At 72.4% G+C, this 24,784-nt stretch carries 20 protein-coding genes, 1 pseudogene and 1 riboswitch; of the genes and pseudogenes, 6 read left to right on the top strand and 15 right to left on the bottom strand.

Going from position 1 to position 24,784, the window contains the following annotated elements:
• Positions 1-75 precede the first annotated feature (75 nt).
• Positions 76-1,746 (top strand): annotated as a pseudogene (locus ACIP9H_RS23515) (NAD-dependent malic enzyme); the annotation flags it as partial.
• A complete protein-coding gene (gene fumC, locus ACIP9H_RS23510) occupies positions 1,743-3,209 on the top strand; it encodes a class II fumarate hydratase (RefSeq protein WP_401960575.1) in 1,467 nt (488 codons plus the stop codon). The pseudogene ACIP9H_RS23515 and the gene fumC, both read left to right, overlap by 4 nt.
• A 13-nt stretch (positions 3,210-3,222) precedes the next feature.
• Here fumC and ACIP9H_RS23505 read toward each other — a convergent pair whose 3' ends face one another.
• Genes ACIP9H_RS23505 through ACIP9H_RS23480 form a run of 6 tightly spaced genes read right to left on the bottom strand, consistent with a single transcriptional unit; the run spans position 3,223 to position 11,244 of the window.
• The gene (locus ACIP9H_RS23505) at positions 3,223-4,194 is read right to left on the bottom strand and encodes an acetylxylan esterase (protein ID WP_401586314.1); all 972 of its coding nucleotides are present in this window, start codon (positions 4,192-4,194) and stop codon (positions 3,223-3,225) included.
• A 19-nt stretch (positions 4,195-4,213) separates the two neighbouring features.
• Positions 4,214-5,836 (bottom strand): glycoside hydrolase family 43 protein, encoded by a 1,623-nt coding sequence (locus ACIP9H_RS23500; RefSeq protein ID WP_401586316.1) that lies wholly within the window; start codon positions 5,834-5,836, stop codon positions 4,214-4,216.
• The gene (locus tag ACIP9H_RS23495; RefSeq protein WP_401586523.1) at positions 5,833-8,130 is read right to left on the bottom strand and encodes a beta-glucosidase; all 2,298 of its coding nucleotides are present in this window, start codon (positions 8,128-8,130) and stop codon (positions 5,833-5,835) included. The genes ACIP9H_RS23500 and ACIP9H_RS23495 overlap by 4 nt, the downstream gene beginning before the upstream one ends.
• Positions 8,131-8,177: 47 nt before the next feature.
• A complete protein-coding gene (locus tag ACIP9H_RS23490) occupies positions 8,178-8,996 on the bottom strand; it encodes a carbohydrate ABC transporter permease (RefSeq protein WP_401586318.1) in 819 nt (272 codons plus the stop codon).
• A complete protein-coding gene (locus ACIP9H_RS23485) occupies positions 8,996-9,925 on the bottom strand; it encodes a carbohydrate ABC transporter permease (RefSeq protein WP_401586321.1) in 930 nt (309 codons plus the stop codon). The genes ACIP9H_RS23490 and ACIP9H_RS23485 overlap by 1 nt, the downstream gene beginning before the upstream one ends.
• Before the next feature lie 14 nt (positions 9,926-9,939).
• Positions 9,940-11,244, bottom strand: a complete 1,305-nt coding sequence (locus tag ACIP9H_RS23480) for an ABC transporter substrate-binding protein (RefSeq protein WP_401586323.1) — start codon at positions 11,242-11,244, stop codon at positions 9,940-9,942.
• A gap of 149 nt (positions 11,245-11,393) precedes the next feature.
• Here ACIP9H_RS23480 and ACIP9H_RS23475 point away from each other — a divergent pair, with 149 nt between their 5' ends.
• Positions 11,394-12,446, top strand: a complete 1,053-nt coding sequence (locus ACIP9H_RS23475; RefSeq protein ID WP_401586326.1) for a LacI family DNA-binding transcriptional regulator — start codon at positions 11,394-11,396, stop codon at positions 12,444-12,446.
• Between the two features lie 227 nt (positions 12,447-12,673).
• Positions 12,674-13,153, top strand: a complete 480-nt coding sequence (locus tag ACIP9H_RS23470; RefSeq protein ID WP_401586328.1) for a hypothetical protein — start codon at positions 12,674-12,676, stop codon at positions 13,151-13,153.
• Between the two features lie 81 nt (positions 13,154-13,234).
• On the opposite strand, the gene ACIP9H_RS23465 is transcribed toward ACIP9H_RS23470, so the two are convergent.
• Positions 13,235-14,413 (bottom strand): acyl-CoA dehydrogenase family protein, encoded by a 1,179-nt coding sequence (locus ACIP9H_RS23465; RefSeq protein ID WP_401586331.1) that lies wholly within the window; start codon positions 14,411-14,413, stop codon positions 13,235-13,237.
• Between the two features lie 348 nt (positions 14,414-14,761).
• Between ACIP9H_RS23465 and ACIP9H_RS23460 the strand changes: the two genes are divergently transcribed.
• Positions 14,762-15,199: a hypothetical protein gene (locus tag ACIP9H_RS23460; RefSeq protein ID WP_401586334.1), complete on the top strand. Its 438-nt coding sequence runs from the start codon at positions 14,762-14,764 to the stop codon at positions 15,197-15,199.
• 90 nt (positions 15,200-15,289) lie between these two features.
• Here ACIP9H_RS23460 and ACIP9H_RS23455 read toward each other — a convergent pair whose 3' ends face one another.
• The 5 genes from ACIP9H_RS23455 to ACIP9H_RS23435 form a co-directional block, all read right to left on the bottom strand.
• On the bottom strand, positions 15,290-15,664 hold the full coding sequence (locus tag ACIP9H_RS23455; RefSeq protein ID WP_360910506.1) for a hypothetical protein: 375 nt from the start codon (positions 15,662-15,664) through the stop codon (positions 15,290-15,292).
• A 116-nt stretch (positions 15,665-15,780) separates the two neighbouring features.
• Positions 15,781-16,173 (bottom strand): roadblock/LC7 domain-containing protein, encoded by a 393-nt coding sequence (locus tag ACIP9H_RS23450; RefSeq protein WP_319658275.1) that lies wholly within the window; start codon positions 16,171-16,173, stop codon positions 15,781-15,783.
• 80 nt (positions 16,174-16,253) lie between these two features.
• Positions 16,254-17,177 carry a transcriptional regulator gene (locus ACIP9H_RS23445; protein WP_401960567.1) on the bottom strand — a complete coding sequence of 308 codons (924 nt, stop codon included), beginning with the start codon at positions 17,175-17,177 and terminating at the stop codon, positions 16,254-16,256.
• Positions 17,174-17,557 (bottom strand): hypothetical protein, encoded by a 384-nt coding sequence (locus tag ACIP9H_RS23440; RefSeq protein WP_401586341.1) that lies wholly within the window; start codon positions 17,555-17,557, stop codon positions 17,174-17,176. The genes ACIP9H_RS23445 and ACIP9H_RS23440 overlap by 4 nt, the downstream gene beginning before the upstream one ends.
• A gap of 135 nt (positions 17,558-17,692) precedes the next feature.
• Complete coding sequence (locus ACIP9H_RS23435) at positions 17,693-19,039, bottom strand: PLP-dependent aminotransferase family protein (RefSeq protein WP_401586344.1); 1,347 nt, start codon at positions 19,037-19,039, stop codon at positions 17,693-17,695.
• Positions 19,040-19,177: 138 nt separating this feature from the next.
• On the opposite strand from ACIP9H_RS23435, the gene ACIP9H_RS23430 reads away from it, so the two are divergent.
• On the top strand, positions 19,178-20,023 hold the full coding sequence (locus tag ACIP9H_RS23430) for an alpha/beta fold hydrolase (RefSeq protein WP_401586346.1): 846 nt from the start codon (positions 19,178-19,180) through the stop codon (positions 20,021-20,023).
• A 147-nt stretch (positions 20,024-20,170) separates the two neighbouring features.
• Here the strand turns inward: ACIP9H_RS23430 and ACIP9H_RS23425 are convergent, their stop codons facing one another.
• From ACIP9H_RS23425 to ACIP9H_RS23415, 3 genes are all read right to left on the bottom strand, one after another.
• Positions 20,171-22,339 carry a putative bifunctional diguanylate cyclase/phosphodiesterase gene (locus ACIP9H_RS23425; protein WP_401586349.1) on the bottom strand — a complete coding sequence of 723 codons (2,169 nt, stop codon included), beginning with the start codon at positions 22,337-22,339 and terminating at the stop codon, positions 20,171-20,173.
• Positions 22,336-23,151, bottom strand: a complete 816-nt coding sequence (locus tag ACIP9H_RS23420) for an SAM-dependent methyltransferase (protein ID WP_401586352.1) — start codon at positions 23,149-23,151, stop codon at positions 22,336-22,338. The genes ACIP9H_RS23425 and ACIP9H_RS23420 overlap by 4 nt, the downstream gene beginning before the upstream one ends.
• A gap of 204 nt (positions 23,152-23,355) precedes the next feature.
• Complete coding sequence (locus ACIP9H_RS23415; protein WP_401586354.1) at positions 23,356-24,492, bottom strand: transglycosylase family protein; 1,137 nt, start codon at positions 24,490-24,492, stop codon at positions 23,356-23,358.
• A 4-nt stretch (positions 24,493-24,496) separates the two neighbouring features.
• Positions 24,497-24,706, bottom strand: a riboswitch (cyclic di-AMP (ydaO/yuaA leader).
• Between the last annotated feature and the right edge of the window lie 78 nt (positions 24,707-24,784).

Raw genomic sequence — 24,784 nt, 5'->3', positions numbered from 1 at the left:
CCGACTGGCAGGCGTCACCCGTACGGCCCAGCATGGGAGGAGGGCCGTGCAACGCTCCAGGCGACGACGGAGGGCTCAGAGATGTCGATGCACACGCCGCTCGTTCTCCTCGACCCGCTCCTCAACCGGGGGAGCGCCTTCACCGCGGAGGAACGCGAGAGTCTCGGGCTCGTCGGCCGCCTCCCCAGCGCCGTGCTCACCTTGGACCAGCAAGCACAGCGTGCGTACGAGCAGTTGCAGGAGGCGCCGGGCGACCTGGCCAAGTACATCTACCTGGAGCAGCTGCACAACCACAACGAGGTCGTCTACTACCGAGTGCTGGCCGATCATCTGGCCGAGCTGCTGCCGGTCGTCTACGACCCCACCGTGGGCGAGGCCATCAAGCGCTACAGCCACGAGTACCGGCACCCCCGCGGCGTCTTCCTGTCCATCGACCGGCCGCAGGACATGCGGCGGGCCTTCGAGTCGCTGAGGCTCCACCGCGACCAGGTGGACCTGGTGGTGGCCACCGACGCCGAGGAGATCCTGGGCATCGGTGACTGGGGTGTGAACGGGATCCAGATCTCGGTGGGCAAGCTCGCCGTCTACACCGCGGCGGCCGGCCTGCACCCCGGGCGGTGCGTCCCCGTCGTCCTGGACGTCGGAACCGACAACGAGAACCTGCTGAACGATCCGCTCTACCTGGGCATCCGCCACAGCCGGGCCCGGGGCAAGCAGTACGACGACTTCGTGGCGGCCTATCTGGAGACGGTCGCGGAGCTGTTCCCGAACGCGCTCCTGCACTTCGAGGACTTCGGGCCGAGCAATGCCCGCCGCCTTCTGGAGGAGTACAAGGACCACTACCGGATGTTCAACGACGACATGCAGGGGACGGGCGCCATCGCGCTGGCCGCCGTCATGTCCGCGCTGAGCATCACCGGTGTGCCGTTCCGCGAGCAGCGCGTCGTCGTGTTCGGCGCCGGCACCGCCGGTGTGGGCATCGCCGACCAGCTGCGGGACGCCATGGTCCGCGACGGGCTGGACACCGATGCCGCCACCCGCCGGGTGTGGCTGGTCGACCAGCAGGGGCTGCTCGTGGACGGAATGCCCGACCTGCGCGACTACCAGGTTCCCTATGCCCGCCCCCGCGCCGAGGTGCGCGACTGGGCGGAGGGGCGGATCGACCTGCTCACGACGGTACGGCACGTACGGCCGACGCTCCTGGTCGGCACCTCGACCAGCCCCGGCTCCTTCGACCGGGACGTCGTCACGGAGATGGCCGCGCACGTCGAACGGCCCGTCATCCTGCCCCTGTCCAACCCCACGGAGAAGATCGAGGCCATGCCGGCGGACCTGCTGGCGTGGACCGACGGCAAGGCGCTGACGGCGACGGGGATCCCGGTCGACCCGGTGGACCACAAGGGCGTCCAGCACGTCATCGGACAGGCGAACAACGCCCTGCTCTACCCCGGTCTGGGCCTCGGGACGATCCTGTCCGGCACCGACCGCCTCACCCCCGCCATGATCCTGGCCGCGGCGGAGGCCGTGGCCGGTCAGGTCGACGCGCGGGCGCCCGGTGCGCCGCTGCTGCCGCCGGTGGCGAATCTGCGTGCCTCGTCGGCGATCGTCGCCAAGGCCGTCATCCGCGCCGCGACGGAGGACCAGGCCGCCACCCGGCACCCGGACGACCTCGTCCAGGCGGTGCAGGACGCCATGTGGCAGCCGGCGTACGGGCCGCTGCCCAAGGAGCTCGGGGACCACGAATGACCGCGCGTCAGCAGGGCGGCGAGTCCGAGCGGCCACCGCGGGTTCGGGACATCCCGATCGGCCTTGCCGCCACGGGCACCCGCCGCGAGACGGACTCCATGGGCGCGGTGGACGTGCCGGCCGACCGCTACTGGGGCGCCCAGACCCAGCGTTCCCTGATCCACTTCTCCATCGGGGACGACCGGATGCCCAAGGCCGTCTACCACGCGTACGGTTACGTCAAGAAGGCGGCGGCACTGGTCAACGGTGACGCGGGTCGGCTGCCGGGCTGGAAGGCCGACCTCATCGCGCAGGTGGCCGACGAGGTGATCCGCGGCGCGCTGGACGAGCATTTCCCGCTGTATGTCTGGCAGACGGGGTCCGGCACCCAGAGCAACATGAACGTCAACGAGGTGATCAGCAACCGCGCGATCCAGCTGGTGGGCGGAACGCTCGGCTCCAAGACGCCCGTTCACCCCAACGACCACGTCAACATGGGCCAGTCCTCCAACGACACGTTCCCCACCGCCATGCACATCGCGGCCGTCCACGAGGTCAGCGACCACCTGCTCCCCCGGATACAGCAGCTCCAGGAAGCGATCACGGCGAAGTCCCGGGCGTGGTGGGACATCGTCAAGATCGGCCGCACGCACCTGGAGGACGCCGTTCCGCTGTCGGTCGGCGAGGAGTGGTCGGGTTACGCGGCGCAGCTCGGGGACGCGATGGACCGCGTCCACGGCACCCTGCCCGCGCTGTACGAACTCGCGGTCGGCGGGACCGCCGTGGGCACGGGCCTCAACGCGCCCGAGGGCTTCGGCGCCGAGGTCGCCGGGCGGATCGCCACGCTGACCGGGTTCCCGTTCCGCGGCGCGTCGAACTCCTTCGCCGCCCAGGGCGGGCTGGACGCCATGGTCGCCGCCTCGGCGGGCCTGCGGTCCCTGGCGGTCCCCCTGATGAAGATCGTCAACGACATCCGCTGGCTCGCCTCGGGACCCCGCTGCGGCCTCGGCGAGCTCGCACTGCCCGCGAACGAGCCCGGCAGTTCGATCATGCCGGGCAAGGTCAACCCGACGCAGTGCGAGGCCATGGTGATGGTGTGCATCCAGGTGCTGGCGGAGGACAGCGCCATCGCGTTCGCGGGGAGCCAGGGCAATTTCGAGCTGAACGCCATGCGCCCCGTCATCGTGAACAACTTCCTGCACTCCGCGCGCATCCTCGGCGACGCGGCGGAGAAGCTGCGCCAGTACTGCATCGACGGGGTGGAACTGCAGCGCGACCAGATCGACGCGTACCTGTCGCGCTCCTTGATGCTCGTCACCGCGCTGTCGCCGGAGATCGGCTACGACAAGGCCAGCAGCATCGCGCACAAGGCCGACGAGGAGGGCACCACGCTGCGCGAGGCGGCGATCGGCAGCGGGTACATCAGTGCCGAGGACTTCGACCGGATCGTGGACCCCGTGAAGATGGTCCGTCTCCGGCACTGATCGAACCCCCCGGCTACTCCCCCAGCCGCGAGCGCAGGAACGCCAGGGCGGCCTCGTCGTCGTCGACGGCGCCGCCCTCGTGGCCGTTGTAGGGCCAGACGGTGATCGCCTTGGGCCCGGCGTAGGCGTTGTAGGCGGCGAAGACCGTCGAGGGCGGGGTGATCTCGTCCATCAGGGCGGCCGAGAAACGGGCGGGAACGCGGGCGCGGGCGGCGAAGTTGACGCCGTCGAAGTACGAGAGGGTGCGGTGGACGCGGTCGGCGCTGCCGCGGTGCACGGCGAGGTAGCGGCCGATCTCGCGGTACGGGTCGGCGTCGGTGACGACGACGGCGCGCGGGAAGTCGCACAGGAACGGCACGTGCGCGACCAGGGCCGAGACGTCGGGGACCAGCGCCGCGACCGCGAGCGCGGTGCCGCCGCCCTGGCTGGCCCCGAGCACCGCCACGCGGTCGGGGTCGACGGAGGGCAGCGTGCGCACCGCGTCGACGGCGCGCACGGCGTCCGTGAACAGCCGCCGGTAGTAGTACTGGTGGGGGTCCTCGATGCCGCGGGTCATCATGCCGGGGGCCTGGGGGCCGGCCGGGCCGGAGTCGGGGGTCGCGCCGCTGCTCCAGCCGGAGCCCTGGCCCCGGGTGTCCATGTGGAAGTGGGCGAAGCCCGCGGACGCCCACAGCAGCGACTCCAGGGCGTGCCCGCGGCCGCCGCCGTAGCCGACGTACGTCACGACCGCGGGCAGCGGGCCCTCGGCGCCGTGCGGGAGCCGCAGCCAGGCCCGTACGGGCTCACCGCCGTAGCCCGGGAAGGTGACGTCGAAGACGTGCAGGGTGCGCAGGCCGGTGGCGACGGGCTCGACCGTGACGGTGCCGGGTGCCGCGGCGGCGCGCGCCGCGGTGAGCGTGGCGTCCCAGAAGTCGTCGAAGTCGTCCGGCGCGGTCTGGGTGCTGCGGTGGGCCCGCAGTTCCGGCTCGGGCAGGTCGGTGAACAAGGCGGCGGCTCCGGATCGGTCAGGCGGTGAGGGGCTGGTAGTCGAACCAGTCGACGTCGGCGGCGGTGGCCGAGGCGGCCCCGTGCGCGGTGGCGTAGGGGCCGAGCCACACGCCGAGGAAGCCCCCGGCGCGCGGGGAGCTGAGGAAGCCGCCGTCCACGACGGCCAGTTCGGTCTCCCGCGGCCCGGCGCCGGCGCCCGCCGGAGCGTACCGCAGTCCGTAGCGCTGGCCCTCCGCGTGGATGCGCAGGACCACCGGCCCCTCGGGCAGGGGTGCCTCGGCGACGATTCGCTGCGCGCCGTGCTCGCGGACGGCGGCGAGCACACGGCGTCCGCCCCGTCCGTCGCCCGCGACGGCCAGCACGAGGTGGTCGGCCTCGGACTGCCGCACGGCCAGTCCCGCCCACTCGCCGGGCGTCCGCGGCGCCACGTCGAACAGCGCGGACACACTGACCTGCTGGTGCTGCTGCCGCCGTCCGAGGAAGCAGGGCGTGGCGGTGTCGGCGAGCGACGCGGGACCGAGCGGCAGCCGCAGGGAGCCGGGCCGGGCGGTCAGCGACCAGAACGGCGCGCCGGTGCGCACCTGGTTCCAGGAGGGCCGCAGCGCCGGGCCGTCGAAGTCGTCGCGGACCGGTTCCTCGTACGGCTCACCGGCGGGGCCCGTGGTCCGCGGCCGGCGGAACGGCCCGAGGGTGGTGCCGACGCCCGGTGCGAAGACCGGCCAGCCGTCCTCCCAGGTCACGGGGACGAGGAAGGTCTCCCGCCCGAGGTTGGGGTGGTAGCCGCCGTAGGGGCGGCTGCCGAGGAGCACCGCCCACCACTCCCCCGCGGCGGTGTGCACGAGGTCGGCGTGGCCGACGCCGACGACGGGGAAGTCGCGGCCCAGGTGCCGGTGGGTGAACACCGGGTTGGCGGGGTTGCCCGTCCAGGGCCCGGTGACGTGGTCGGCGCGGGCGACGCTGACGGCGTGCCGGTGCTCGGTACCGCCCTCCGCGGCAAGCAGGTAGTACCGGCCGTCGGCCTTGTACAGGTGCGGGCCCTCCGCCCACACCGCGCCGTGCAGCGCGCCGCGCCACAGCAGGTGCTCGGGCCCGGTGAGGGCGATCGCGACGGGGTCGAACTCCCGCAGCCAGACGTCGGTCTGGCCCTCCCACTCCCCCGGTTCCGCGAGCCGCGTCCCCGTGCACCAGGCGCGGCCGTCGTCGTCGAAGAACAGGGAGGGGTCGATGCCGGGGGCGTCGTCGAGCCACACCGGGTCGCTCCAGGGCCCCGCGGGGTCGGTGGCGTGGACGGCGAAGGTGCCGTTCCTCCCGGTGCCGCCGGCCCCGCCGACAAGGGTCGTGATGACCCAGAAGCGGCCTTCGTGGTGGCGGATCGTCGCCGCGAAGATGCCCTGCGAGGACGCGACCGGGCCGAGGTCCACCTGCGAGGTGCGGTCCAGGACGTGGCCGATGGGCCGCCAGTGCAGCAGGTCGCGGCTGTGGAAGACGGGGATGCCGGGGAAGTACTCGAAGGTCGAGGTGATCAGGTAGTGGTCGTCGCCGACCCGGCAGACGCTCGGGTCGGGGTGGCAGCCCGGCAGTACGGGGGCGGCGGCCGCGAAGCCCGCGTCCGCCTCCCCCGTACCGTCGGACCGCGTCACGCGCCGGCCCCGGCGGCGGTGACCCGTGCGTGCAGCCTGCGGGTGTGGTCCACCTGCCGTGCCGGTCCGGTGAGTTCGGCCCGTACCGTGAGCCGGACGTCGGTGCTGGAGGCGGCCAGCCGCAGTTCCAGTGCGCCCGGCTCCACGACGCGCCGGCCGTCGCGGCCGGTGAACGCCGCGACGTCGGCGGGCACGGTCACCCGGACCCGGGACGCCTCGCCCGCCTCCAGCGGGAGCCGCAGGTAGCCGACGAGCCGCTGCACCGGCTGCACGACCGAGGCGACCGGGTCGTGCAGATAGACCTGGACGACCTCGCTGCCCGCGCGGTCGCCGGTGTTGCGGACGGTGAAGGACAGCTCGACCTCGCCGTCGGTGCCGATGACGGCACCACCGTCCGGGCCCGCGCCCGGCACGTCGAGGCCGTCCCACGCGAAGGCCGTGTACGTCAGCCCGTGGCCGAACGCGAACGCGGCGGCCGGGTCGATGTTGGAGACCTCGCTGGCCCGCGCGAGCGGTGCGGCCAGATACGTGGACGGCTGCACGGCGGGGTGGGCGGGCACGCTGACCGGCAGGCGCCCGGAGGGGGCGATGCGGCCGCCGAGGACGCCGGCGAGCGCCGGGGTGCCCTCCTGTCCCGGGAAGAAGGACTGCACGATCGCGCCGGCCTCGGTGACGGCCCGGCCCAGGGCGTAGGGCCGCCCGGCGAGCAGGGTGAGCACCACGGGCGTGCCCGAGTCGAGGAGCGCGTCGAGGAGTTGCTGCTGCACACCGGGCAGGGTCAGCGACTCGGCGTCGCAGCCCTCGCCGCTGGTGCCGCGCCCGAACAGGCCCGCCCGGTCGCCGAGCGCGGCGACGACCACGTCCGCGTCCCGCGCCGCGCGCACGGCCGCCGCGAACCCCTTGGTGTCGGCGTCGTCGATGCCGCAGCCCGCGACGGTCACGATCTCGGCGCCGGGGAACTCCGCGACCAGCGCCTGGCGCAGCGTCGGCAGGTCGATGCCGGGCGGGGTGCCCGGGTGCTGCGATCCGACGTGGACGGGGAAGGAGTAGCAGCCCAGGACGGCGGACGGGGTCTCCGCCTGGGGGCCGACGAGCGCGATCCTGGCGGGCCGGTGCAGCGGCAGCACACCGTCGTTGCTCAGCAGGATCACCGACTCCTCGGCAAGCCGCCGGGACAGCGCGCGGTGGGCCGCGGGGTCCAGGTCGACGGTGCCGCGCAGGCTCGCCGCGTCGGTGAGGTCGGCCCCGGCGAGGGCGGGCGGCACCGCGCTCCACCCGGGGTCGAGCAGGCCGAGTTCGGCCTTCTGCGCAAGGACCCGGCGCAGGGCCCGGTCGACCAGCTTCTCGTCGATCCGGCCGGCGGCGACGGCCTCGCGCAGCGGCTGCCCGAAGGTCTTGACGGTCGGCAGCTCGATGTCGACCCCGGCGGTGAGCGCGGTGCCGGCGGCGTCGGCCCAGTCGGCGGCGACGCCGTGCAGGGTCTTGAGGAAGGCGATGCCGAAGTAGTCGGCGACCACGGTGCCGTCGAAGCCCCAGGTGTCGCGGAGCAGTCCGGTCAGCAGTTCCTCGTCGGCGGCCGACGGCATGCCGTCGGTGTCGGTGTAGGCGTGCATCACCGAGCGCACTCCGCTCTCGCGGACCGCCATCTCGAAGGGCGGCAGGACGACGTCGGCGCGCTCGCGCGGTCCCATGCTCACCGGCGCCAGGTTGCGTCCGGCGCGGGAGGCCGAGTAGCCGGCGAAGTGCTTCAGGGTGGCGACGATGCCGGCCGACTCCAGTCCCTGGATGTAGGCGGTTGCGATGGTGCCCACCAGGTAGGGGTCCTCGCCGATGGTCTCCTCCACCCGTCCCCACCGGGCGTCGCGCACGACGTCCAGGACGGGGGCCAGGCCCTGGTGGATGCCGACCGCGCGCATGTCGCGGCCGATGGCGGCGGCCATGACCCGGACCAGTTCGGGGTCGAAGGAGGCGCCCCAGGAGAGCGGTACGGGATAGGTGGTGGCGCCCCAGGCGGCGAAGCCGGCGAGGCACTCCTCGTGCGCCATGGCGGGGATGCCGAAGCGGTTCGCGGCGGCGATCCGCTCCTGGGTGCGCATCAGGGACAGCGCGCCGAGTGCGGGGTCCACGGGGGCGGTGCCGAAGGGCCGGGTGAGCTGGCCGAGCCCGGTCGGCAGGAGGTCGTCGAGGCTCGGGGGCTGGTCCATGTCGTGCTGGTGCGGGGCGACTTCGGCGCCCTCGTTGGATGCGCCGACCCAGACGCCGTACAGCTGGGCGATCTTCTCGTCCAGGGTCATCTCGCGGATGAGCGCCTCGACGCGGGAGTCGGCGGTCACGTTGTCGTTCACTTTCCTCCGACACCCATCAGCCCCTGGACGAGGGCACGGCGGGCGAACAGGTAGACGAGCAGGACGGGAATGGTCGACAGCACCACGGCGGCCAGCAGGCCGGGGATGTTGATGCCGTACTGGGTCCGGAAGTTGTACAGGCCCAGCGTGATCACCTTGGTCTCGTCCGACTGGGTGAGCACCAGGGGGAAGAGGAAGCCGTTCCATGCCTGGAGCGCGGAGAAGACGACGATCGTCGACAGCCCGCTCTTGGACAGCGGCACCACCAGCTGGAAGAAGGTGCGGCTCACGGAGGCGCCGTCCACGGCCATGGCCTCGAAGAGTTCGGTGGTGATGTCGCGCATGGTGCCGGTGAGGATCAGCGTGCAGACGGGCAGGCAGAAGGCCGCCGTCGGCAGGATGACGCCGACAAGGTTGTCGTAGAGCCCGGCCTTGCTGATCACGTAGAACATCGGGACGATCACCGCCTGGGCGGGGATGGCCAGCCCGAGCAGGAAGAGCCGGAACACCCCGGAGGTGCCGCGTCCCCGGTTGCGGACGATCGTGAACGCCAGCGGCGGCACGAGCAGCACGACGATGGCGACGACGCTGGCGGTGACGACCACGGTGTTCAGGAAGTACTGCCCGAAGCCGTTGCTGAAGTCCTGGAGGTAGTTGTCCAGGGTGAAGGACTTCGGGAAGGACAGCGGGCCGTTCGCGCTGTACGCCGAGCGCGACTGCACGGTCGCGCCGAGCATCACGTACAGCGGCAGGCCGACCAGCGCGAGCCACAGCAGGGCGCCGAGGCCCGCCAGGTAGTTGGGGCGGCGCCTCATCAGAGCCCTTCCTTGGTGCCGGCCATCTTGTCGTAGCCGGAGACCTTGACCACGACCAGCGAGATCACGGTCGCGACGACGACGAGCATCAGCGCGATGGCGGCGCCCGCGCCGAAGTCGAAGCCCTTGAAGGCCTTGTCGTACATGTAGTAGGCGCTGATGGTGGTGTCGGTACCGGGGCCGCCCTGAGTGAGGATCAGCACGGTGTCGAAGGTGGTGAGACCGCCGACGACCATGAGGATCACCGAGGTGATGATCGAGTTGCGCAGCTGCGGCAGCGTGATGTGGAAGAACTGCCGTACGGTGCCCGCCCCGTCGATCTCCGCGGCCTGGTAGAGCACCTGCGGAATGGCCCGGGTGGCGCCCTGGTAGATCAGCGCGTGGAACGGGGTGAACTGCCACGTACTGACGAACACCAGCACCCCGATGGCGGCGGTCTGCGTGCCGAAGAGGTTGCCGTCGCCGAACAGCCAGCGCGCCTGCGAGGGGACGCCGAAGTTGGGGTCGAGCAGCGCGCGCCACAGCACGGACACGGCGGTCGCGGAGAGCAGCAGCGGCACGAAGAAGATCGCGGACAGCACGGCCCGGTTGCGTTCGGGGCCGGCCGCCCACACGCCGAGCAGGATGCTCAGCGGGGTCTGGACGACGACGCCGAGCACGGTGAGCAGGACGCTCAGCCAGAGGCTCTTGATCATCACGGGGTCCTGGAAGAGCCGGACCCAGTTGCCGAAGCCGGCGTACTCCGGCGAGCCGAGGCCGTTCCACGCGGTGAAGGACAGCACCGCGACCATCACCAGCGGAACGAGGGCGAACAGGGCGAAGAAAACGGTGGCGGGGAGCGCCCAGGCCAGGCCCGGCCGGCCGACGGTGCGGCCGGCCGGGCGCTGGGTCTGTCGCTTGCCCGTCACGGTGGCGGCGAGGGAAACCATGGGGGTCGTCGCTCTCAGGCCGTGGGCAGGGCCTGCATGGCCTTGATGAAGGCCGCCGCGTCCATCTGCCCGTTGAAGAACTGCTGGACGGCCTGGTGGATCGGGGTGATGGCCGAGGGCGGGTAGGCCTGGTCCCACGACAGCTGGAAGGACGGGGCCTTGTCGACCAGGTCGAACTGGTACTTCAGGTAGTCCGGGTTGTCGGCCGTGTCGAGGAACTTGGTGGTGTTCGTGGTGGTCGGCAGGTTGCCGATGGCCAGCTGCTGCTTCACGAAGTCGTCGGAGTACATGAGCTTGAGGAACTCGGCGACCGCGTCCGGGTGCTCGGTCTTCTTCAGCACCGAGTAGAAGTTGTTGGTGTTGCCGACGATGTCCGCGCTGTCGCCCTTGCCGCCGGTGACGGTCGGGAAGGAGGTGTAGCCGAGGTCGTTCTTCGCGAAGTCCGGGTTGGCGTCCTGCTGCGTGGAGTACTCCCAGGAGCCCATGAGCTCGAAGCCGGCCTTGCCGGCGGCCAGCAGGGCGGGCGACCCGCCGTCGGTGAACTTCACCGAGTCGTAGTTGGTGCCGAAGGCGCCGGCGTCGATGAGCTGCTTGATCATGTCCAGCGCCTTCTTGCTGTCCTCGCTCTCCCAGGCGCTCTTGTCGCCGGACAGCGCCTTGGTGAACAGCTCCGGGCCGGCTATGCGGTCGTAGAGGTACTCGAACCACATCAGGGTGGGCCACTGGTCGCCGCCGCCGAGGGCGATCGGGGTGACGCCCTTGGCCTTGAGCTTCTTGACCGCGTCGACGAGCTCGTCCCAGGTCTGCGGGGGCTGGACGCCCGCGTCCGCGAGGACCTTCTTGTTGTTGAACATCAGGACGGGCTGGGTGCCGCGCATCGGGACGCCGTAGGCCTTCCCGTCGATCACCGCGGTGTTGAACACGGAGGACAGGAAGTTGTCCTTCAGGCCGGGGTCCTTGGCGATGAAGTCGTCGAGCGGCAGGAGCAGGCCCGCCTTGACGAAGGGCTGGATGCTGCCGCCGCCCCAGTTGAAGAAGACGTCGGGAGCCTGCTTGGTGTTGATGATCGTCTGCAGCTTCTGCTGGTAGTCCGCACCGGGGATGGTGTCGAGGACCGCCTTGACCTTGGAGGTCTTGTTGAACTCGGCCACGATCTGCTTCTCCACCTTGTTGGCGGAGTCGCCGTACACCAGGACGTGAATCGTCCCGGAACCGCCGCCGGCGGAGGAGTCGCCACCGCCGCAGGCCGTCAGGGTCAGGCCCAGTGCCAGTGCCGCACCACCGGCGACGGCACGGGGGAACCACGCACGCTTCTTCATCTTCGACCTCTCGAAAGTTTCGGCTACTTTGCCGAAATTCGCCTGACGACGGACCGTAGGCTTCCCTCAGCCCGGGGTCAACAGGGTGGAATCCCCGGGACCAAACCGTTATCGAACAGCGGCGAGCGGGGTGCTCTATCCTGTGCGCCATGCATGAAGATGAGATCGAGGGCGGCCGGATCACCCTGGCCGACGTGGCTTCGAAAGCCGGCGTGTCACTTTCGACAGTTTCGAAAGTCCTCAACGGCCGTCCCGACGTCGCCGCGCCGACCCGGAGCAAGGTCGAACGGCTGCTGGAAGCCAACGGCTACCAGCGCCCGGCGCCCACCCAGCCCGAGTCCCGGCTGATCGAGATCGTCTTCCACGAACTCGAGAGCATCTGGGCCATGGAGCTGATCCGCGGCGTGGAGAACGTCGCCAAGAGCCGCAACATGAGCGTGGTGCTCACCGAGAGCGGCACTCGGCACGCCCCCGGCCCGGAGTGGATCGAGGGGGTGCTGCGGCGCCGGCCGCTCGGCGTCGTCCTGGTGTTCTCCACGCTCCCGGACGACCTGAAGCGCAAACTGCGCTCGCGGGCCATCAACTTCGTGATCATCGATCCGGCCGGCGACCCCGAGCCCGACGTGCCCTCGGTGGGCTCGGCCAACTGGGCCGGCGGGGTGGCCGCCACCCGGCACCTCATCGAGCTCGGCCACCGCCGCATCGGGATCATCACCGGCCCGGACGACATGCTCTGCTCGCTCGCCCGGCTCGACGGCTTCCGCTCGGCGATGGGTATGGCCGGGCTCGCGGTGGACCCCGATCTCATCCGGTACGGGGACTTCCATGTGCAGGGCGGCCACGACGGCGCGATCGAGCTGCTGGAGCGGCCCGAGCCGCCGACCGCGATCTTCGCGGGCAGCGACCTGCAGGCGCTCGGTGTCCTGGAGGCCGCGCGGGTCAAGGGACTTCAGGTGCCGCGCGACCTGTCCGTCGTCGGGTACGACGACATCCCGCTGGCGCAGTGGGCGAGCCCGGCGCTCACCACCGTCAATCAGCCGCTGCTCGAAATGGCCGAGGAGGCCACGCAGATGCTGCTGCGGATGGCCCACTCCGGGGACGCGGGGGATCTCGGCACCATGCGCGTGGAGCTCGGTGTCCGACTGGTCGTCAGGAAGAGCACCGCCCCGCCCCGCGACACCACAGGTCCGGACGCCGGCTGAGCGCGCGGCGACCGCGGGGAGGGCGCACGGCGGGCGCACGGCAGCGTCGCGGTGGGCACGGAAGTCCCTTCGGCGGCATCGTGTGACGAAGGCCACACCCGATGTCAACGGTCGTGGCAGTGACGGTGATTACCGCACCCGGGTGGCGGGAAATGCTCGCTATGGCCGTGGCCGAGAGCCCTGGCCGGCCCCACTGATGGGCGTTCTTCTGAGGGGGAGATGCACCCATGCGTACCCACGCGCGACACAGCCGCGGCGAAGGCACGACAGCCGCGCTCGGGGAGGAGCACGAACGCACCCAGGTGCTCGCGCTCCTGACGGCGGACGACGCGGACTCCGACGCCGACTCCGTTCCGGACTCCACCGATGACGCCTTCGACGCCTTCGACGACGAGGCGTACGAGATCTTCCGTCTGCACTGCCCCGACTGCGCCCGCCCGATCGCGCTGCTCGCCGACGAGGACGTGCTGCCGGAGCACGCGCTGTGCTCGTCGCCGTGGAATCCCTTCGGGCTGACGGTCTGCCCCGGCTCGGGCCGGCCCGCCGCGGACGCGACCCCGGCCGACGGGGAGGACTCCGCCGAGGACCAGGACTGGGGGCAGCTGCTCACGCTGCCGGACGGCCTCGACTGGCGTATGCAGCCCTTCTCGCACGTCGGGGGCCCCGGCTCGCAGCCGATCCGGTTGCGGTTCCAGCACGCCGCCTGAGCTCGCGCGGCCGCGGTGCCGCGCCGATCCTCACGGACGGCGCGGCACCGGGGCGTCACGGGCCCGGGCGCGGGCGTACGGCTACGGGGCCTTGCTCTCCGGTCCGGCGAGGCTGCGGGCGATGACCATCCGCTGGATCTGGTTGGTGCCCTCGACGATCTGCAGGACCTTGGCCTCGCGCATGTACCGCTCGACGGGGAAGTCGGCGGTGTAGCCGTAGCCGCCGAGCAGCTGGACCGCGTCCGTGGTCACCTGCATCGCGGCGTCGGTGCAGAACAGCTTGGCCATGGCGGCCTGCCGGGAGAACGGCCGGCCGGCGTCGCGCAGCCGGGCGGCCGCGAGGTACAGGGCCCGGCCGGCCTCGATCCGGGTCGCCATGTCGGCGAGCATGAAGCGCAGGCCCTGGAAGTCAACCACGGGCCGGCCGAACTGCCGCCGGGTCATGCCGTAGGCGAGCGCCTCGTCGAGGGCCGCCTGGGCGACGCCGATCGCGCACGCGGCGATGCCGAGGCGCCCGGAGTCGAGGGCGGACAGCGCGATCGTGAAGCCCTGGCCCTCCTCGCCGATCCGGCGGGCGTCGGGCACGGTGACCCCGTCGAGGTGCAGCTGGGCCGTGGGCGAGCCCTTCATGCCCATCTTCTTCTCCGGCGGCGCCGCCGACAGTCCCTCGGCGTCCCCCGGGACGAGGTAGGCGGTGATGCCGCGCGGGCCCTCGGCGCCGCTGCGGGCGAGCACGGTGTAGAAGTCGGCGACGCCGCCGTGGGTGATCCACGCCTTCGTGCCGTCGATGCGCCAGCCCTCGTCCACCCGGGTGGCCCGGGTGCGCAGGGAGGCGGCGTCCGAGCCGGACGCCGGCTCGGACAGGCCGTAGGCGCCCAGCAGCGAGCCCTCCAGCATCGCGGGCAGGTACTCGGTGCGCTGCTCCTTGGCGCCGAAGTGGGCGACCGCGTGGCAGGCCAGGGTGTGCACGCTGACGCCGAGGCCGACCGTGAGCCGGGCGGCGGCCAGTTCCTCCAGCACCTGGAGGTACACCTCGTACGGCTGGCCTCCGCCGCCGTACTCCTCCGGATAGGGCAGGCCGAGCAGGCCGGCCTCGCCGATCAGGCGGAAGGTGTCGCGCGGGAAGATGCCCGCGTCCTCTTCCCCGGCCGCCTTGGGCTTGATCTCCCGCTGGGCCAGCTCTCGCACGAGCGTGAGCAGGTCGCGGGCCTCCTCGGTGGGCAGTTGGCGTTCCACCGGCTGGGGGCCGTCGTGGGTCATGGCGGCGCTCTCCTCCCTGTCGGGCGCGGCGGCGGCGTCCGCCCAGGATGTGGCGGCGCTACCGGTATACGTACCCTCCGCCCATGGTCTCCCGCCGGGTCACGGCATGGTCCGACCTGCGGCTTCGGCGCGATGGAGTATGCCCGATCGGAGGTGCCCGCGTCACGGGTCGCCGGCCTCCCCGGAGGCCGGCGGCGGATTTTGTCATATCGCCTGCCGGACGGACACGGCTTTCGCAAGGCCGTACGGGTTCCACGAGGTCCGGGATACCGTCTGCGGGCGCGCGGTGCGCGTGGGCGGCTGTGCGATCGGTGCGGCCGGTGTGGACGCTGGGGAAGGGTGATGCGGGTGTCCGTGATCCGTACGTGGGGTCCGCGGGCGGCCGCCGCCGTGGCGGTGGCGCTGCTCGGGACGGCCTGTGGCGGCCAGGACTCCGGGACGCCGGACGGCCCGGTGGCACTGGAACGGATCGGCCGGGCGATCGGCTGCACCCCGCAGGTGCAGACCGACGTCGACGAACTGCGCCAAGGGGCGTGCACGACGCCGCGCGGGGCGTACGTGATGGTCACCTTCGCCAGTGCCGCGGGGCAGAAGTCCTGGCTGGAGGAGGCGCAGCCGTACGGCGGTTCGTACCTGGTGGGCGAGCGCTGGGTGGTCGAGGCCGACCCCGACGCCCTGGAACCGGTCCGCAAGGAGCTCGGCGGCACCGTCGAGGAGGGCCAGCACCACGCGGGGCACGGCTCGCACTCGGCCGCTCCCACCGGCTCCGCCCCGGCGAACGGCTGATCCCCCTCCGCACGGGACCGGCCCGGCACACGGCGGCGTCGCCTGGTGTGCCGGGCCGTCACCGGCCGCGGGTGCTCGGGTCGGGCAGGGTCAGATCTCCAGGTCGGACTCGATGCGCTTGAGCTGGTGGCGGGCCATCGCCAGGTTCGCGCGGTCCTTGTCCAGCGCGACGTAGAGGAAGAGGCCCTTGCCCGAACGCCCGGTCAGCAGCCGGATCATGTGGGTCTGGGTGTTGAGGGTGATCAGGATGTCCTCGATGTGCTCCTTGAGGTTGAGCATCTCCATCGTGCGCATCTTGGCGCGGACGACGTCGGTGTTGCCGGCGGCCGCGACGGTCAGGTCGAGGTCCTTGGAACCACCGAGGGTGCCCAGGGCCATGCCGCTGCCGTAGTCCACGAGAGCGACGCCCAGGACGCCCTCGATCGACGTCATTACATCCTTCAGCGCGGTCTCGGTGTTGGCCATGACGGTCTCGCTTCCTTGTCGTTGAGTTCTGTTGCGTGATGAATGCCTGGGACCCGTGGCGGCGCGGCCGCGTCCGGTGCCCGACGGCTTGTCGGCTGGTGAAGACGGTCGTACGGTCATTTCCGCTCCTGACGTTGGAGCGCGAGGTCGACGAGATCCTCGATCCGTCGACTGGATCGGCGGGCCTCCAGGTGCAGCCGGCCCACGTTGGAGCCGGGGCCCGCGACCAGGGCGAGGGCCATCGCGCTGCCCGCCGCGTACGCCGCGACATATCCGCTGTCCCCGCGGACGATCAGCTCCCGGAAGGCCCCCCGCTCCGTCGCCTCCGTGATGCGCGCCGCCACGCCCAGCGCCGCCGCGGTGAGAGCTGCGACGCCCTCCGGTTCCGGCCCGCTGAGGTCGTGCGCCACGACCAGGCCGTCGGCGCTGGCGACGAGACCGCCCGTCAGATGCGGCACCCTCGTGCGCAGACTCCGGAGTTCGGCCAGCACATCGGCTTCGAGTGCCACGAGCTGTCTCCTTCCGGCGAGCTGCCGCAGAGCCTTCCTCCACGGTCGGTCGGCGGGTGCCGGGCGGGTCGGCAGGGCGCTCACAGGCGGGCCTCCAGGGCGGCACGTAGTCGGAGCAAGAGGGCGACGGTGGGATCGGTGGACGCCGGCGCCGCGGGCTGCGGCCCGCCGGCCACCGGGGGCGGGGCGGATGGGGACGGCTCGGCCCGGGCCGCGGTGGCGATCCGGCCCCCGGCGGCCAGCCGCCGGACGTCCAGCAGCGTGGCGAAGGCGGAGCGGCCCAGGTGCCACGCGATCTGGACGGGGGTGCGGCGGCCGTCGGCCGCCGCGAGCACGGCCAGCTGGCCCCGGGTGGGGGCGCGGGCCCGTCCGCCGCGGAGCTCCTCGCCGGGGCGCGGGACGACGGGGCCCGCGTCGGTGTCGTCCCACGGCCAGGCGCGTTCCAGCTGGGTGCGCCTGCGCTGCGCCTCCCGGGCGATCCGCTGCGCCGGGACCGGCCGGGAGATCGGTCCGAGCCGCGAGGTGGCGCCCGGCTGGAACCGGTCGGGCTCCGAGTCGGGCAGCAGGGTGAAGTACGCGGCGTCGAACAGCGCCAGCAGATGGCACAGTTCGAGTTCTCCGCGGGCCACCCGGCCGGTGTCCACCAGGTGCCGGCCCACGCCGCGGCCGACGTCCGCGCCGGTGACCGCCTCACGCCACTGGTCGGGCGTCAGGCGACCGCAGGCCATCAGCCGTACGCCCAGGTCGGGGGCGCAGGGGCTCTCGGCGTGCACGACGGCGCCGTCGCGCAGGTAGACCGCGCCCGCCGACCCGTACAGCGCCCCGCTGGCTCCCGCGTCGGCGAGCCGGGCGAGCGCCGCGCCGAAGGCGTACGCCCCGAACCGGCCGGGGCCGCCGGCGACGGGGGCGGGAGCGGTGGCGGGCGCCTGGACGCCCCGGGACGGCGTACGGCGGGGCAGGGAACGCAGCGCGAGCGGAGGCCGCGCGGCCTCGGCCCCGGTCATACGAGCACCAGCCGGTCGGCTATGGACTGGAGCCCGATCCGGGCGACGGCCAGGTTGGCGATCGCCCGGTCCAGCCAGATGTACAGGAGGACGTCGCTGTCGAAGGACGTGTCCAGGAAGCGGATCAGGTGGTAGCTCCCCGGCGCGGTGATGATGATGTCCTCCACCGGGATGCGCCCCGGCTCCTTGGCCGTGAAGGTGGCCCCCTCCACGACCGCCCGGGCCGCCTCCGTGGTGTCCGCGGCCGCGGCCTCGTGGCCGTGTCCCGGTTCCTGCCCGACCGCCCCGAGGATCAGGCCGCTGCTCCAGTCGACCACGCTCGCCCCGAGCACACCGGGTATGGCCAACGCCTCGGAAAGGCATTCGTCGATGCCGGGCACGCGCACCCCTTCGCCGCCACGTCTGGTATACGGAACAGCACGGAACGTTACTCAAGCCGTACGCGAATCAGGTGAGTTACGGCATTTTCCATTGGCACGTGCGACGGACTCGCTAGGATTCCGAACCGCTTGCGCTCACTCGGCGGAATTGTCCTCCGGTGCCCCCTTGGCGATCACCGCGAGCGTGTCCAGCGCAGCCCCGAGGACCTGCGGGGACGGCGAGGCGAGGCCGATCCGCACGGCGTGCGGGGCACTCCCCCGCCCCGCGGCGAAGGCGGCGGCCGGGGTGACGGCGATGCCGTGCCGGGCCGCCGCGGCGACGAAGGTGTCGGCCCGCCACCGGCCGGGCAACCGCCACCAGCGGAAGTAGGCGTGCGGGTCCCCGGACACGGCGAAGCCGGCCAGCCGCTCGGCCGCCAACTCCCCGCGGAGGGCTGCGTCGCGCCGCTTGGCGGCCGCCACGGCGTCCAGCGTCCCGTCGGCGGCCCACCGGGTGGCGGCCTCCAGGGCGAAGCCCGTGGCAAGGCTGCCGGCGGAGCGCAGGGCGGCGGCCACCGGCGCGGCGAGCGGCTCGGGGACGAGGGCGAAGCCCGCGGTGAGCCCGGGGGCGAGCCGCTTGGAGAGGCTGTCGACGAGGATCACGCGATCGGGCGCGAACGCGGCGAGCGGGGCCGGCGCGTCCGGCCGCAGGAAGGTCCACACGGTGTCCTCCACCGCGTGCAGGCCCAGCTGACCGAGGGTGTCGGCGAGTTCGGCACGGCGGGCGCCGGACATGGTGACGCCGAGCGGGTTCTGCAGGGTGGGTTGCAGGTAGAGGGCGTGCAGCGGGGCACCGGCGTGCAGTGCGGCAAGCGCGTCGGGACGGATGCCGTCCTCGTCGCACGGGACGGGGACCGGGCTCACCCCCAGGCGTGCCGCGACCGAGGCGATCACGGGGTACGTCAGCGGCTCGACGCCGAGCCGGCCGCCCGGCGGGACGAGGGCGGCGACGGCGGCGGCGATGGCCTGGCGGCCGTTGCCGGCGAAGAGCAGCCGGCGCGAGTCCGGGCGCCACGCCGGGCCGGACAGCAGCGCGGCGAACGCCTCGCGCGCCGCGGGGGTGCCGTCGGCGGTGAGGGGGCGCAGGGCGGCGCCGAGCACGTCCGGGCGCAGCAGCGGGGCGAGTCCGGCGGCCAGCAGTTCCGGCTGGCCGTCCGTGACGGGGTAGTTGAGCTCCAGGTCGACGCGCTGCCGTGCGGGTTCGGCGAGCGCGGGGCCGGCCGCGGGCGCGGCGGCGCGGACGAAGGTGCCGCGGCCCACCTCGCCGACGGCCAGGCCACGGCGGGCGAGTTCGGCATAGACGCGGATGGCCGTGGAGTTGGCGATGCCGCGCTGCCGCGCGAAGACGCGCTGCGGCGCGAGCCGGTCCCCGGGGCGCAGCCGTCCCGCGGCGATGTCGGCCGCCACGGCGTCCGCGACCGCGCGGTAGTCCTCCGTCGGCATGTCCCCTCCAGAGCGCGGATCGGATTGCACCGAGAGCAAAGATCTTATTGCACCGAGCCGGAGAGGGCACCTAGCATCACGACCAACGCCCCCACATCGTGGGGCATTTGGGGAATCCGGCAGAAAAGGGGAAGGCCCGTGGCGACCGCGCACGTCAACGGCATCACCGTCGCGTACGACGACGACAAGGGCGGGGACGGGGACGGAGGCAGCGGCGGGAGCGCCGGGGGCGCTCCTCCCGTCCCGCTGCTGCTCGTCCACGGCCACCCCTTCGACCGCTCCCTGTGGGCGCCCCAAGTGGCGGCGGTGGCCGGCACCGGGCGCCGCGTGATCGCCCCCGATCTGCGCGGCTACGGGGCGAGCGAGGTGGTCCCGGGGATCACACCGCTCAGCACCTTCGCGCGGGACCTCGCCGCCCTGCTGGACCATCTGGGCCTGGCCCGGGTGGTGCTCGGCGGGCTGTCGATGGGCGGCCAGATCGTGATGGAGTTCCAGCGCGCCTTCCCCGAGCGCGTCGCCGCGCTCGTCCTCACCGCCACCTTCCCCGGCGCCGACACCGAGGACGGCAGGAAGGCCCGAGAGGCGGCGGCCGATCGTCTGCTCGACGAGGGCATGGCGGGGTACGCCGACGAGGTGCTGGACCGGATGATCGCGCCGTACAACGTCACCGAGCTGCCCGACGTGGCCGCCCATGTGCTGCGGATGATGCGCGGCACCCCGCCCGAGGGCGCCGCCGCCGCGCTGCGCGGGCGCGCCCGGCGCCCGGACTACGGCCCCGTGCTCGCCGCCGTCCGCGTGCCCACCCTGATCGTGGTCGGCCGGGACGACACCTTCACCCCCGTCGCCGAGGCCGAGGCCATGCACCGCGCCGTGACCGGCTCGCGGCTGGCGGTCGTGGAGGGTGCCGGGCATCTGCCCAACCTTGAACGGCCCGAGGTCTTCACGGGCCTCCTGCACGATTTTCTCGGCGGGTTGGACGCATAGGAGCGAACCCGCGGCGTTCCGGCGCGGGTTGCGACAGCTTCGGCACGGTCGCTGTCCCGCGGGCCCGGCCGGGCGCCGGCCCGACCCTGTGGGCAGCGTCGACACCCCCCGCGAACAAGCAGGTCGACGTCACACGGGCCCGGCCGCTCAGGCCGTCGCGTCCACGAGCGAGAGCGAGTGAAGCCGTTCCGGCGGGCCGGGCCGGGCGTAGTACCAGCCCTGGGCGGTGTCGCAGCCCAGGGCCCGCAGGTACTCCGCCTGGGTGCCGGTCTCGACGCCCTCGACGGTGACCGACAGGCCGAGCGTGTGGGCGAGGTCGACGACGACCTCCACGATCTTCACGTCGACCGGGTCCGCCGGGTGCTGCTGCATGCCGCGTGTGAACGAGCGGTCCAGCTTCAGCGTGGTGATCGGCAGCCGGCGCAGCGACGCCAGGTTGGAGTAGCCGGTGCCGAAGTCGTCCAGCGCGATGGCCATGCCCAGGTCGGCGAACTCCCGCAGCGGGCGCAGCAGTTCCTCGTCGGCGCCGATGAAGGCGCTCTCGGTGACCTCCAGGCACAGCGCGGTCGGTTCCAGACCGGCGTCCTTGATGACGGCGAGTGTCTCCGGGACCAGGCCGTGATGCCCCAGTTGCGCCGGGGAGAGGTTGACGTTGATCCGCAGCGGGTGGCCGTCGCTGCGCGGGAACTGCCAGTCCCTGGCCTGCCAGGCGGCCTGCTGGAGCACCCAGTGGCCGAGCGGCACGATCAGCCCGGTGCTCTCCGCCAGCGCGATGAACCGGTCGGGGCCGAGCACCCCGTGCACCGGGTGGCACCAGCGCACCAGCGCCTCCGCGCCGCGCACGCTGCCGTCGGAGAGCCGGACCAGCGGCTGGTACTCGATGAAGAACTCACCGCGCTCCAGGGCGACGGGCAGCTGGTTGGTGAGCCCGTGCCGGGTGATGGCGCGGGCGTCGGAGTCGGGGTCGGCGAGCTCGAAGCGGTTCCCTCCGGCGGCCTTGGCGCGGTACATGGTGATGTCGGCGCTGCGCAGCACCTCGGCCGGGCCGAGGCTGCCGGCCTGGCCCTCCACGATGCCGATGCTGCACCGCACGGAGAGTTCGCGGTCGTCGACGCGGATGGGGTCGGCGAGCGCGGCCAGGACGAGGTCGGCGAGGCCGGTGACGTCCGCGCGGCTGGCCGGGTTGACGACGAGCGCGGCGAACTCGTCGCCGCCGATCCGGGCGACGAGCTGGTCCGGCGAGGTGACGCAGGCCTTCAGCCGTTCGGCGACGGCCACCAGCAGCCGGTCGCCGACCGCGTGGCCGAGGCTGTCGTTGACGTCCTTGAAGCCGTCGAGGTCGAGGTAGCAGACCCCGACGCGGGAGCCCTCGGCGCCGCCGAGCACCTGTTCCAGACGCTCGAAGAACAGGTTCCGGTTGGCCAGCCCGGTGAGGGCGTCGTGCGTGGCCTCGTACCGCAGCCGCTCGCTGAGCAGGCGCTCCTCGGTGATGTCCTCCATCAGCGCGAGCATGTACTGCGGGACTCCTGCGGGGTCGCGGAGCAGGGAGACCGTCAGGTTGGTCCACAGGGCGGTGCCGTCGGGGCGGTAGTACGCCTTCTCGACGCTGTAGCGGTCGCGTTCGCCCCGGTTGAGCTGGCGCTGCATCTCCCAGACCTCGGGGGCGTCCTCGGCGTGCACCCAGTCGTAGACGTTCCGGCTGAGGATGCGGCGTTCCAGGCCGCCGAACATGGCGGTCAGGGCGTCGTTGACGTCGAGGATGCGGCCCTCCATGTCGGCGATGCCGATGCCTATGGAGGCGCCCTGGAAGATGGCGCGGAAGCGCACCTCGCTCTCGTGCAGGGCCTGTTCGACGGCGGTGCGGGCGGCGAGCGCGGCCCGGGACAGGGCCTCCTGCTCCGTCCTGGTCCGTTCGCGCAGCGCGCCCGTGTAGCCGTAGGCGATCCAGTGCTGCAGCCGGGCGGAGCGGGTACGGCCCTCGTCGGCGGGCAGGGCCGGGTCCAGCGGCGAGTACAGCAGCAGATAGGCGTCCACGACGCCGAGAATGCGGGGCAGCGCCTCGGGGTCCGTGCAGTGCGCGGCCACCAGCGCCGAGCCGATCTCCGCGGCGGCGCGCGGGTCGAAGGGCCGGGCGTGCAGGGCCGCCTCCAGCCGCGCGGCGAGCGGGAGCAGGTACTCCTCGAACTCGCCGCGGGTCATGGAGGTGGCGGTCGCCGGGTAGATCGCCCGGCTCCAGATGATCGCGAAGCGCCGCAGGCCGTCGGCGGGTTCGGGCTCGGGCTCCGGCTCCGGGTCGGGTTCCGTGGCCACGGTCACACCTTGCGGCCGACGCCCGCGAACCCGCTGAAGACCACCGGGTCGGGTTCGTCGTCGTCCGAGCCGTCCGGCCGCCACAGCGGCGGCGAGACCAGTCCGGGTTCGACGAGTTCGAAGCCGTCGAAAAACGCCTCCACCGCGGCCCGCGAGCGCATGATCAGCGGCGAACTGGCGCTGCGGTAGACGCTCTCGACCCGCTCGCCCTCCTCCGGCCGGCGCGGGCCGCCCTCCACCGAGGCGTGGGTGAGGACGAGCAGGCTGCCGGGCGCGAGCGCGTCGCGCAGTTCGGCGACGGCCTTGGCGGGGTCGTCGGCGTCCTCGACGAAGTGCAGGACGGCCACCAGCAGCAGCGCCACGGGGCGGTCGAGGTCCAGCAGCCGGCGGGTCTCCTCGCTGTCGAGGATGTCGCGCGGGGACCGCAGGTCGGCGGCAACGATCGCGGCGTTCCCGTGCCCGTCGAGCACGGCGCGGCTGTGGGCGACCGCGACGGGGTCGTGGTCGACGTAGACGACGCGGGCGGCCGGGTCCGCGGCCTGGGCGACCTCGTGGACGTTGCCGAAGGTGGGGATGCCGGAGCCGATGTCGAGGAACTGGGTGATGCCCTCGTCCACCGCGAAGCGCACGGCCCTGCGCATGAGGGCCCGGTTGGCCTGCATGATCTTGGGCAGGCCCGGGAAGGCCTCGATGGCCCGGCGCCCCGCCTCCCGGTCGACCTCGAAGTTGTGCGATCCGCCCAGGTAGTAGTCGTAGATGCGCGACACGCTCGGGACGGACAGGTCGATGCCATGGGGGGCCCAGGCGGGACGCTCCATCAACGGCTCCAGCTCGTCGGGATCAGGGCACGGGTCCGTGGGGACGGCCGCGTGGCTCAGAGGCTACTGATCGTTCGATCGGGAGGAAACCAGAAATGGAAATATTCGATCCGTTTTCGGTCACTCGCCAACGGCACGTGCCCTGCCCCCGCGGTACGGGGAACAGGGCACGTACTACCGCCGGATGACGGGCAGTCAGGTTGTTCAGACGCTGACGCCGTGCGCGCGCAGGTAGGCGAGCGGGTCGATGTCGGAACCGAACGACGCGGTGGTGCGCACCTCGAAGTGCAGGTGCGGGCCGGTGACGTTGCCGGTGGCGCCCGACAGGCCCAGCTGCTGGCCCTCGGAGACGGTCTGGCCGGCCGAGACCGACAGCGAGGACATGTGGGCGTACTGCGAGTACTTGCCGTCCGCGTGCTTGATGACGACCTGGTTGCCGTACGAGCCGCCCCAGCCCGCGGAGACCACGGTGCCGGAAGCGATCGCCTTCACCTTGGTGCCGGTGGAGGCGATGAAGTCGACACCGGTGTGGTAGCCCTTCGACCACATGGAACCGGCCTGGTGGTACGGGGTGCCCAGCGTGACGTGGTCCAGCGGGGCCGTGTAGCCGGAGGCGGACGAGGTGGAGGGCTTGGCCGGCGCGGGCGTGCTCGCGGGCTTGTCCGGGAGGGCGACCTTGACCGTGCCGCTCAGCGCCAGGACCTGGCCCGGGCGGATCAGGTTGGGGTCGCCACCGATGACGGACCGGTTTGCGGCGTACAGCTCGTGCCAGCCGCCGGTCACGTCCTGGGCGTCCGCGATGGAGGAGAGGGTGTCGCCGCCGACGACCGTGTAGCTGCCGCCGGTGCCCGGCTTGGAGGTGGAGCCGGCGGGCTTGCCGGCCGTCGTGTCCTTCGCAGGGGTGGCGGGCTTGGGGGCCGTGGTGCCGGCGACGCTCTCGGGGGTGGCCGAGGTGTCGGCCATGTCCTTGGTCAGACCGGCCTTGGGACCGCACACCGGCCAGGCCTGCGGGCCCTGGACGGCCAGGACCTTCTCGGCGACCGCGATCTGCTCGGCCTTGGTCGCGAGGTCCGCGCGGGCGGCGTACTTGGTGCCGCCGAATCCGGCCCAGGTGCTCTGGGTGAACTGGAGGCCGCCGTAGAAACCGTTACCGGTGTTGATGGACCAGTTGTTGGTGCTCTCGCAGCTGGCGACCTTGTCCCAGACGCTCACCGGAGCGGCGTGGGCACCGGTGGCGCCGACAACCGGAAGGGCAATCGCGGCACTCGTGGTGCCGGCGAATGCGCCGATGCGGACGAAACGGTTGGTCCGCTGACGACGGTGCTTTCCCTTTGCGGGCATGGGGAATTCCTCTCCGACGCCTACGAGGTGAGCTGTCGGGTTCGGGCTGGAGATGCCCGGCCGCATCGAGGCATGCCAAACAAAGGCACGTCGCTGCGACTTCACCCCAAGCCGTCCCGTGACACGGAACGGCACTTACCTGGGTCCCCCGCTCCTGCCGTGCGGTCTTGTCATCCGGCTTACGAGTGGCGGCAGGATTAGGCGTTCCACTCGGAAGAATTCCCGCCGGCATCCGGCCTGCGGGACTTGGAAGCTAAACGACGCAATCGCGCCCCGGCAAGGTCCTGAATCA

It is taken from the genome of Streptomyces sp. NPDC088732 (genome assembly GCF_044751205.1).
In the GTDB taxonomy this organism is placed as follows: Bacteria; Actinomycetota; Actinomycetes; order Streptomycetales; family Streptomycetaceae; genus Actinacidiphila.
The sequence above is the reverse complement of the archived record's forward strand: the minus strand, read 5'-3'. Positions and strand labels throughout refer to the sequence as shown.

Bases quoted from the DNA above. Each gene is read 5' to 3' on its own strand.
- fumC (WP_401960575.1), top strand. From the start codon at position 1,743: ATGACCGCGCGTCAGCAGGGCGGCGAGTCCGAGCGGCCACCGCGGGTT.
- ACIP9H_RS23455 (WP_360910506.1), bottom strand. From the start codon at position 15,664: ATGGCCAACACCGAGACCGCGCTGAAGGATGTAATGACGTCGATCGAG.
- ACIP9H_RS23475 (WP_401586326.1), top strand. From the start codon at position 11,394: ATGCATGAAGATGAGATCGAGGGCGGCCGGATCACCCTGGCCGACGTG.
- ACIP9H_RS23465 (WP_401586331.1), bottom strand. From the start codon at position 14,413: ATGACCCACGACGGCCCCCAGCCGGTGGAACGCCAACTGCCCACCGAG.
- ACIP9H_RS23415 (WP_401586354.1), bottom strand. From the start codon at position 24,492: ATGCCCGCAAAGGGAAAGCACCGTCGTCAGCGGACCAACCGTTTCGTC.
- ACIP9H_RS23445 (WP_401960567.1), bottom strand. From the start codon at position 17,177: ATGACCGGGGCCGAGGCCGCGCGGCCTCCGCTCGCGCTGCGTTCCCTG.
- ACIP9H_RS23420 (WP_401586352.1), bottom strand. From the start codon at position 23,151: ATGGAGCGTCCCGCCTGGGCCCCCCATGGCATCGACCTGTCCGTCCCG.
- ACIP9H_RS23490 (WP_401586318.1), bottom strand. From the start codon at position 8,996: ATGAGGCGCCGCCCCAACTACCTGGCGGGCCTCGGCGCCCTGCTGTGG.
- ACIP9H_RS23435 (WP_401586344.1), bottom strand. From the start codon at position 19,039: ATGCCGACGGAGGACTACCGCGCGGTCGCGGACGCCGTGGCGGCCGAC.
- ACIP9H_RS23485 (WP_401586321.1), bottom strand. From the start codon at position 9,925: ATGGTTTCCCTCGCCGCCACCGTGACGGGCAAGCGACAGACCCAGCGC.
- ACIP9H_RS23470 (WP_401586328.1), top strand. From the start codon at position 12,674: ATGCGTACCCACGCGCGACACAGCCGCGGCGAAGGCACGACAGCCGCG.
- ACIP9H_RS23495 (WP_401586523.1), bottom strand. From the start codon at position 8,130: ATGACCCTGGACGAGAAGATCGCCCAGCTGTACGGCGTCTGGGTCGGC.
- ACIP9H_RS23480 (WP_401586323.1), bottom strand. From the start codon at position 11,244: ATGAAGAAGCGTGCGTGGTTCCCCCGTGCCGTCGCCGGTGGTGCGGCA.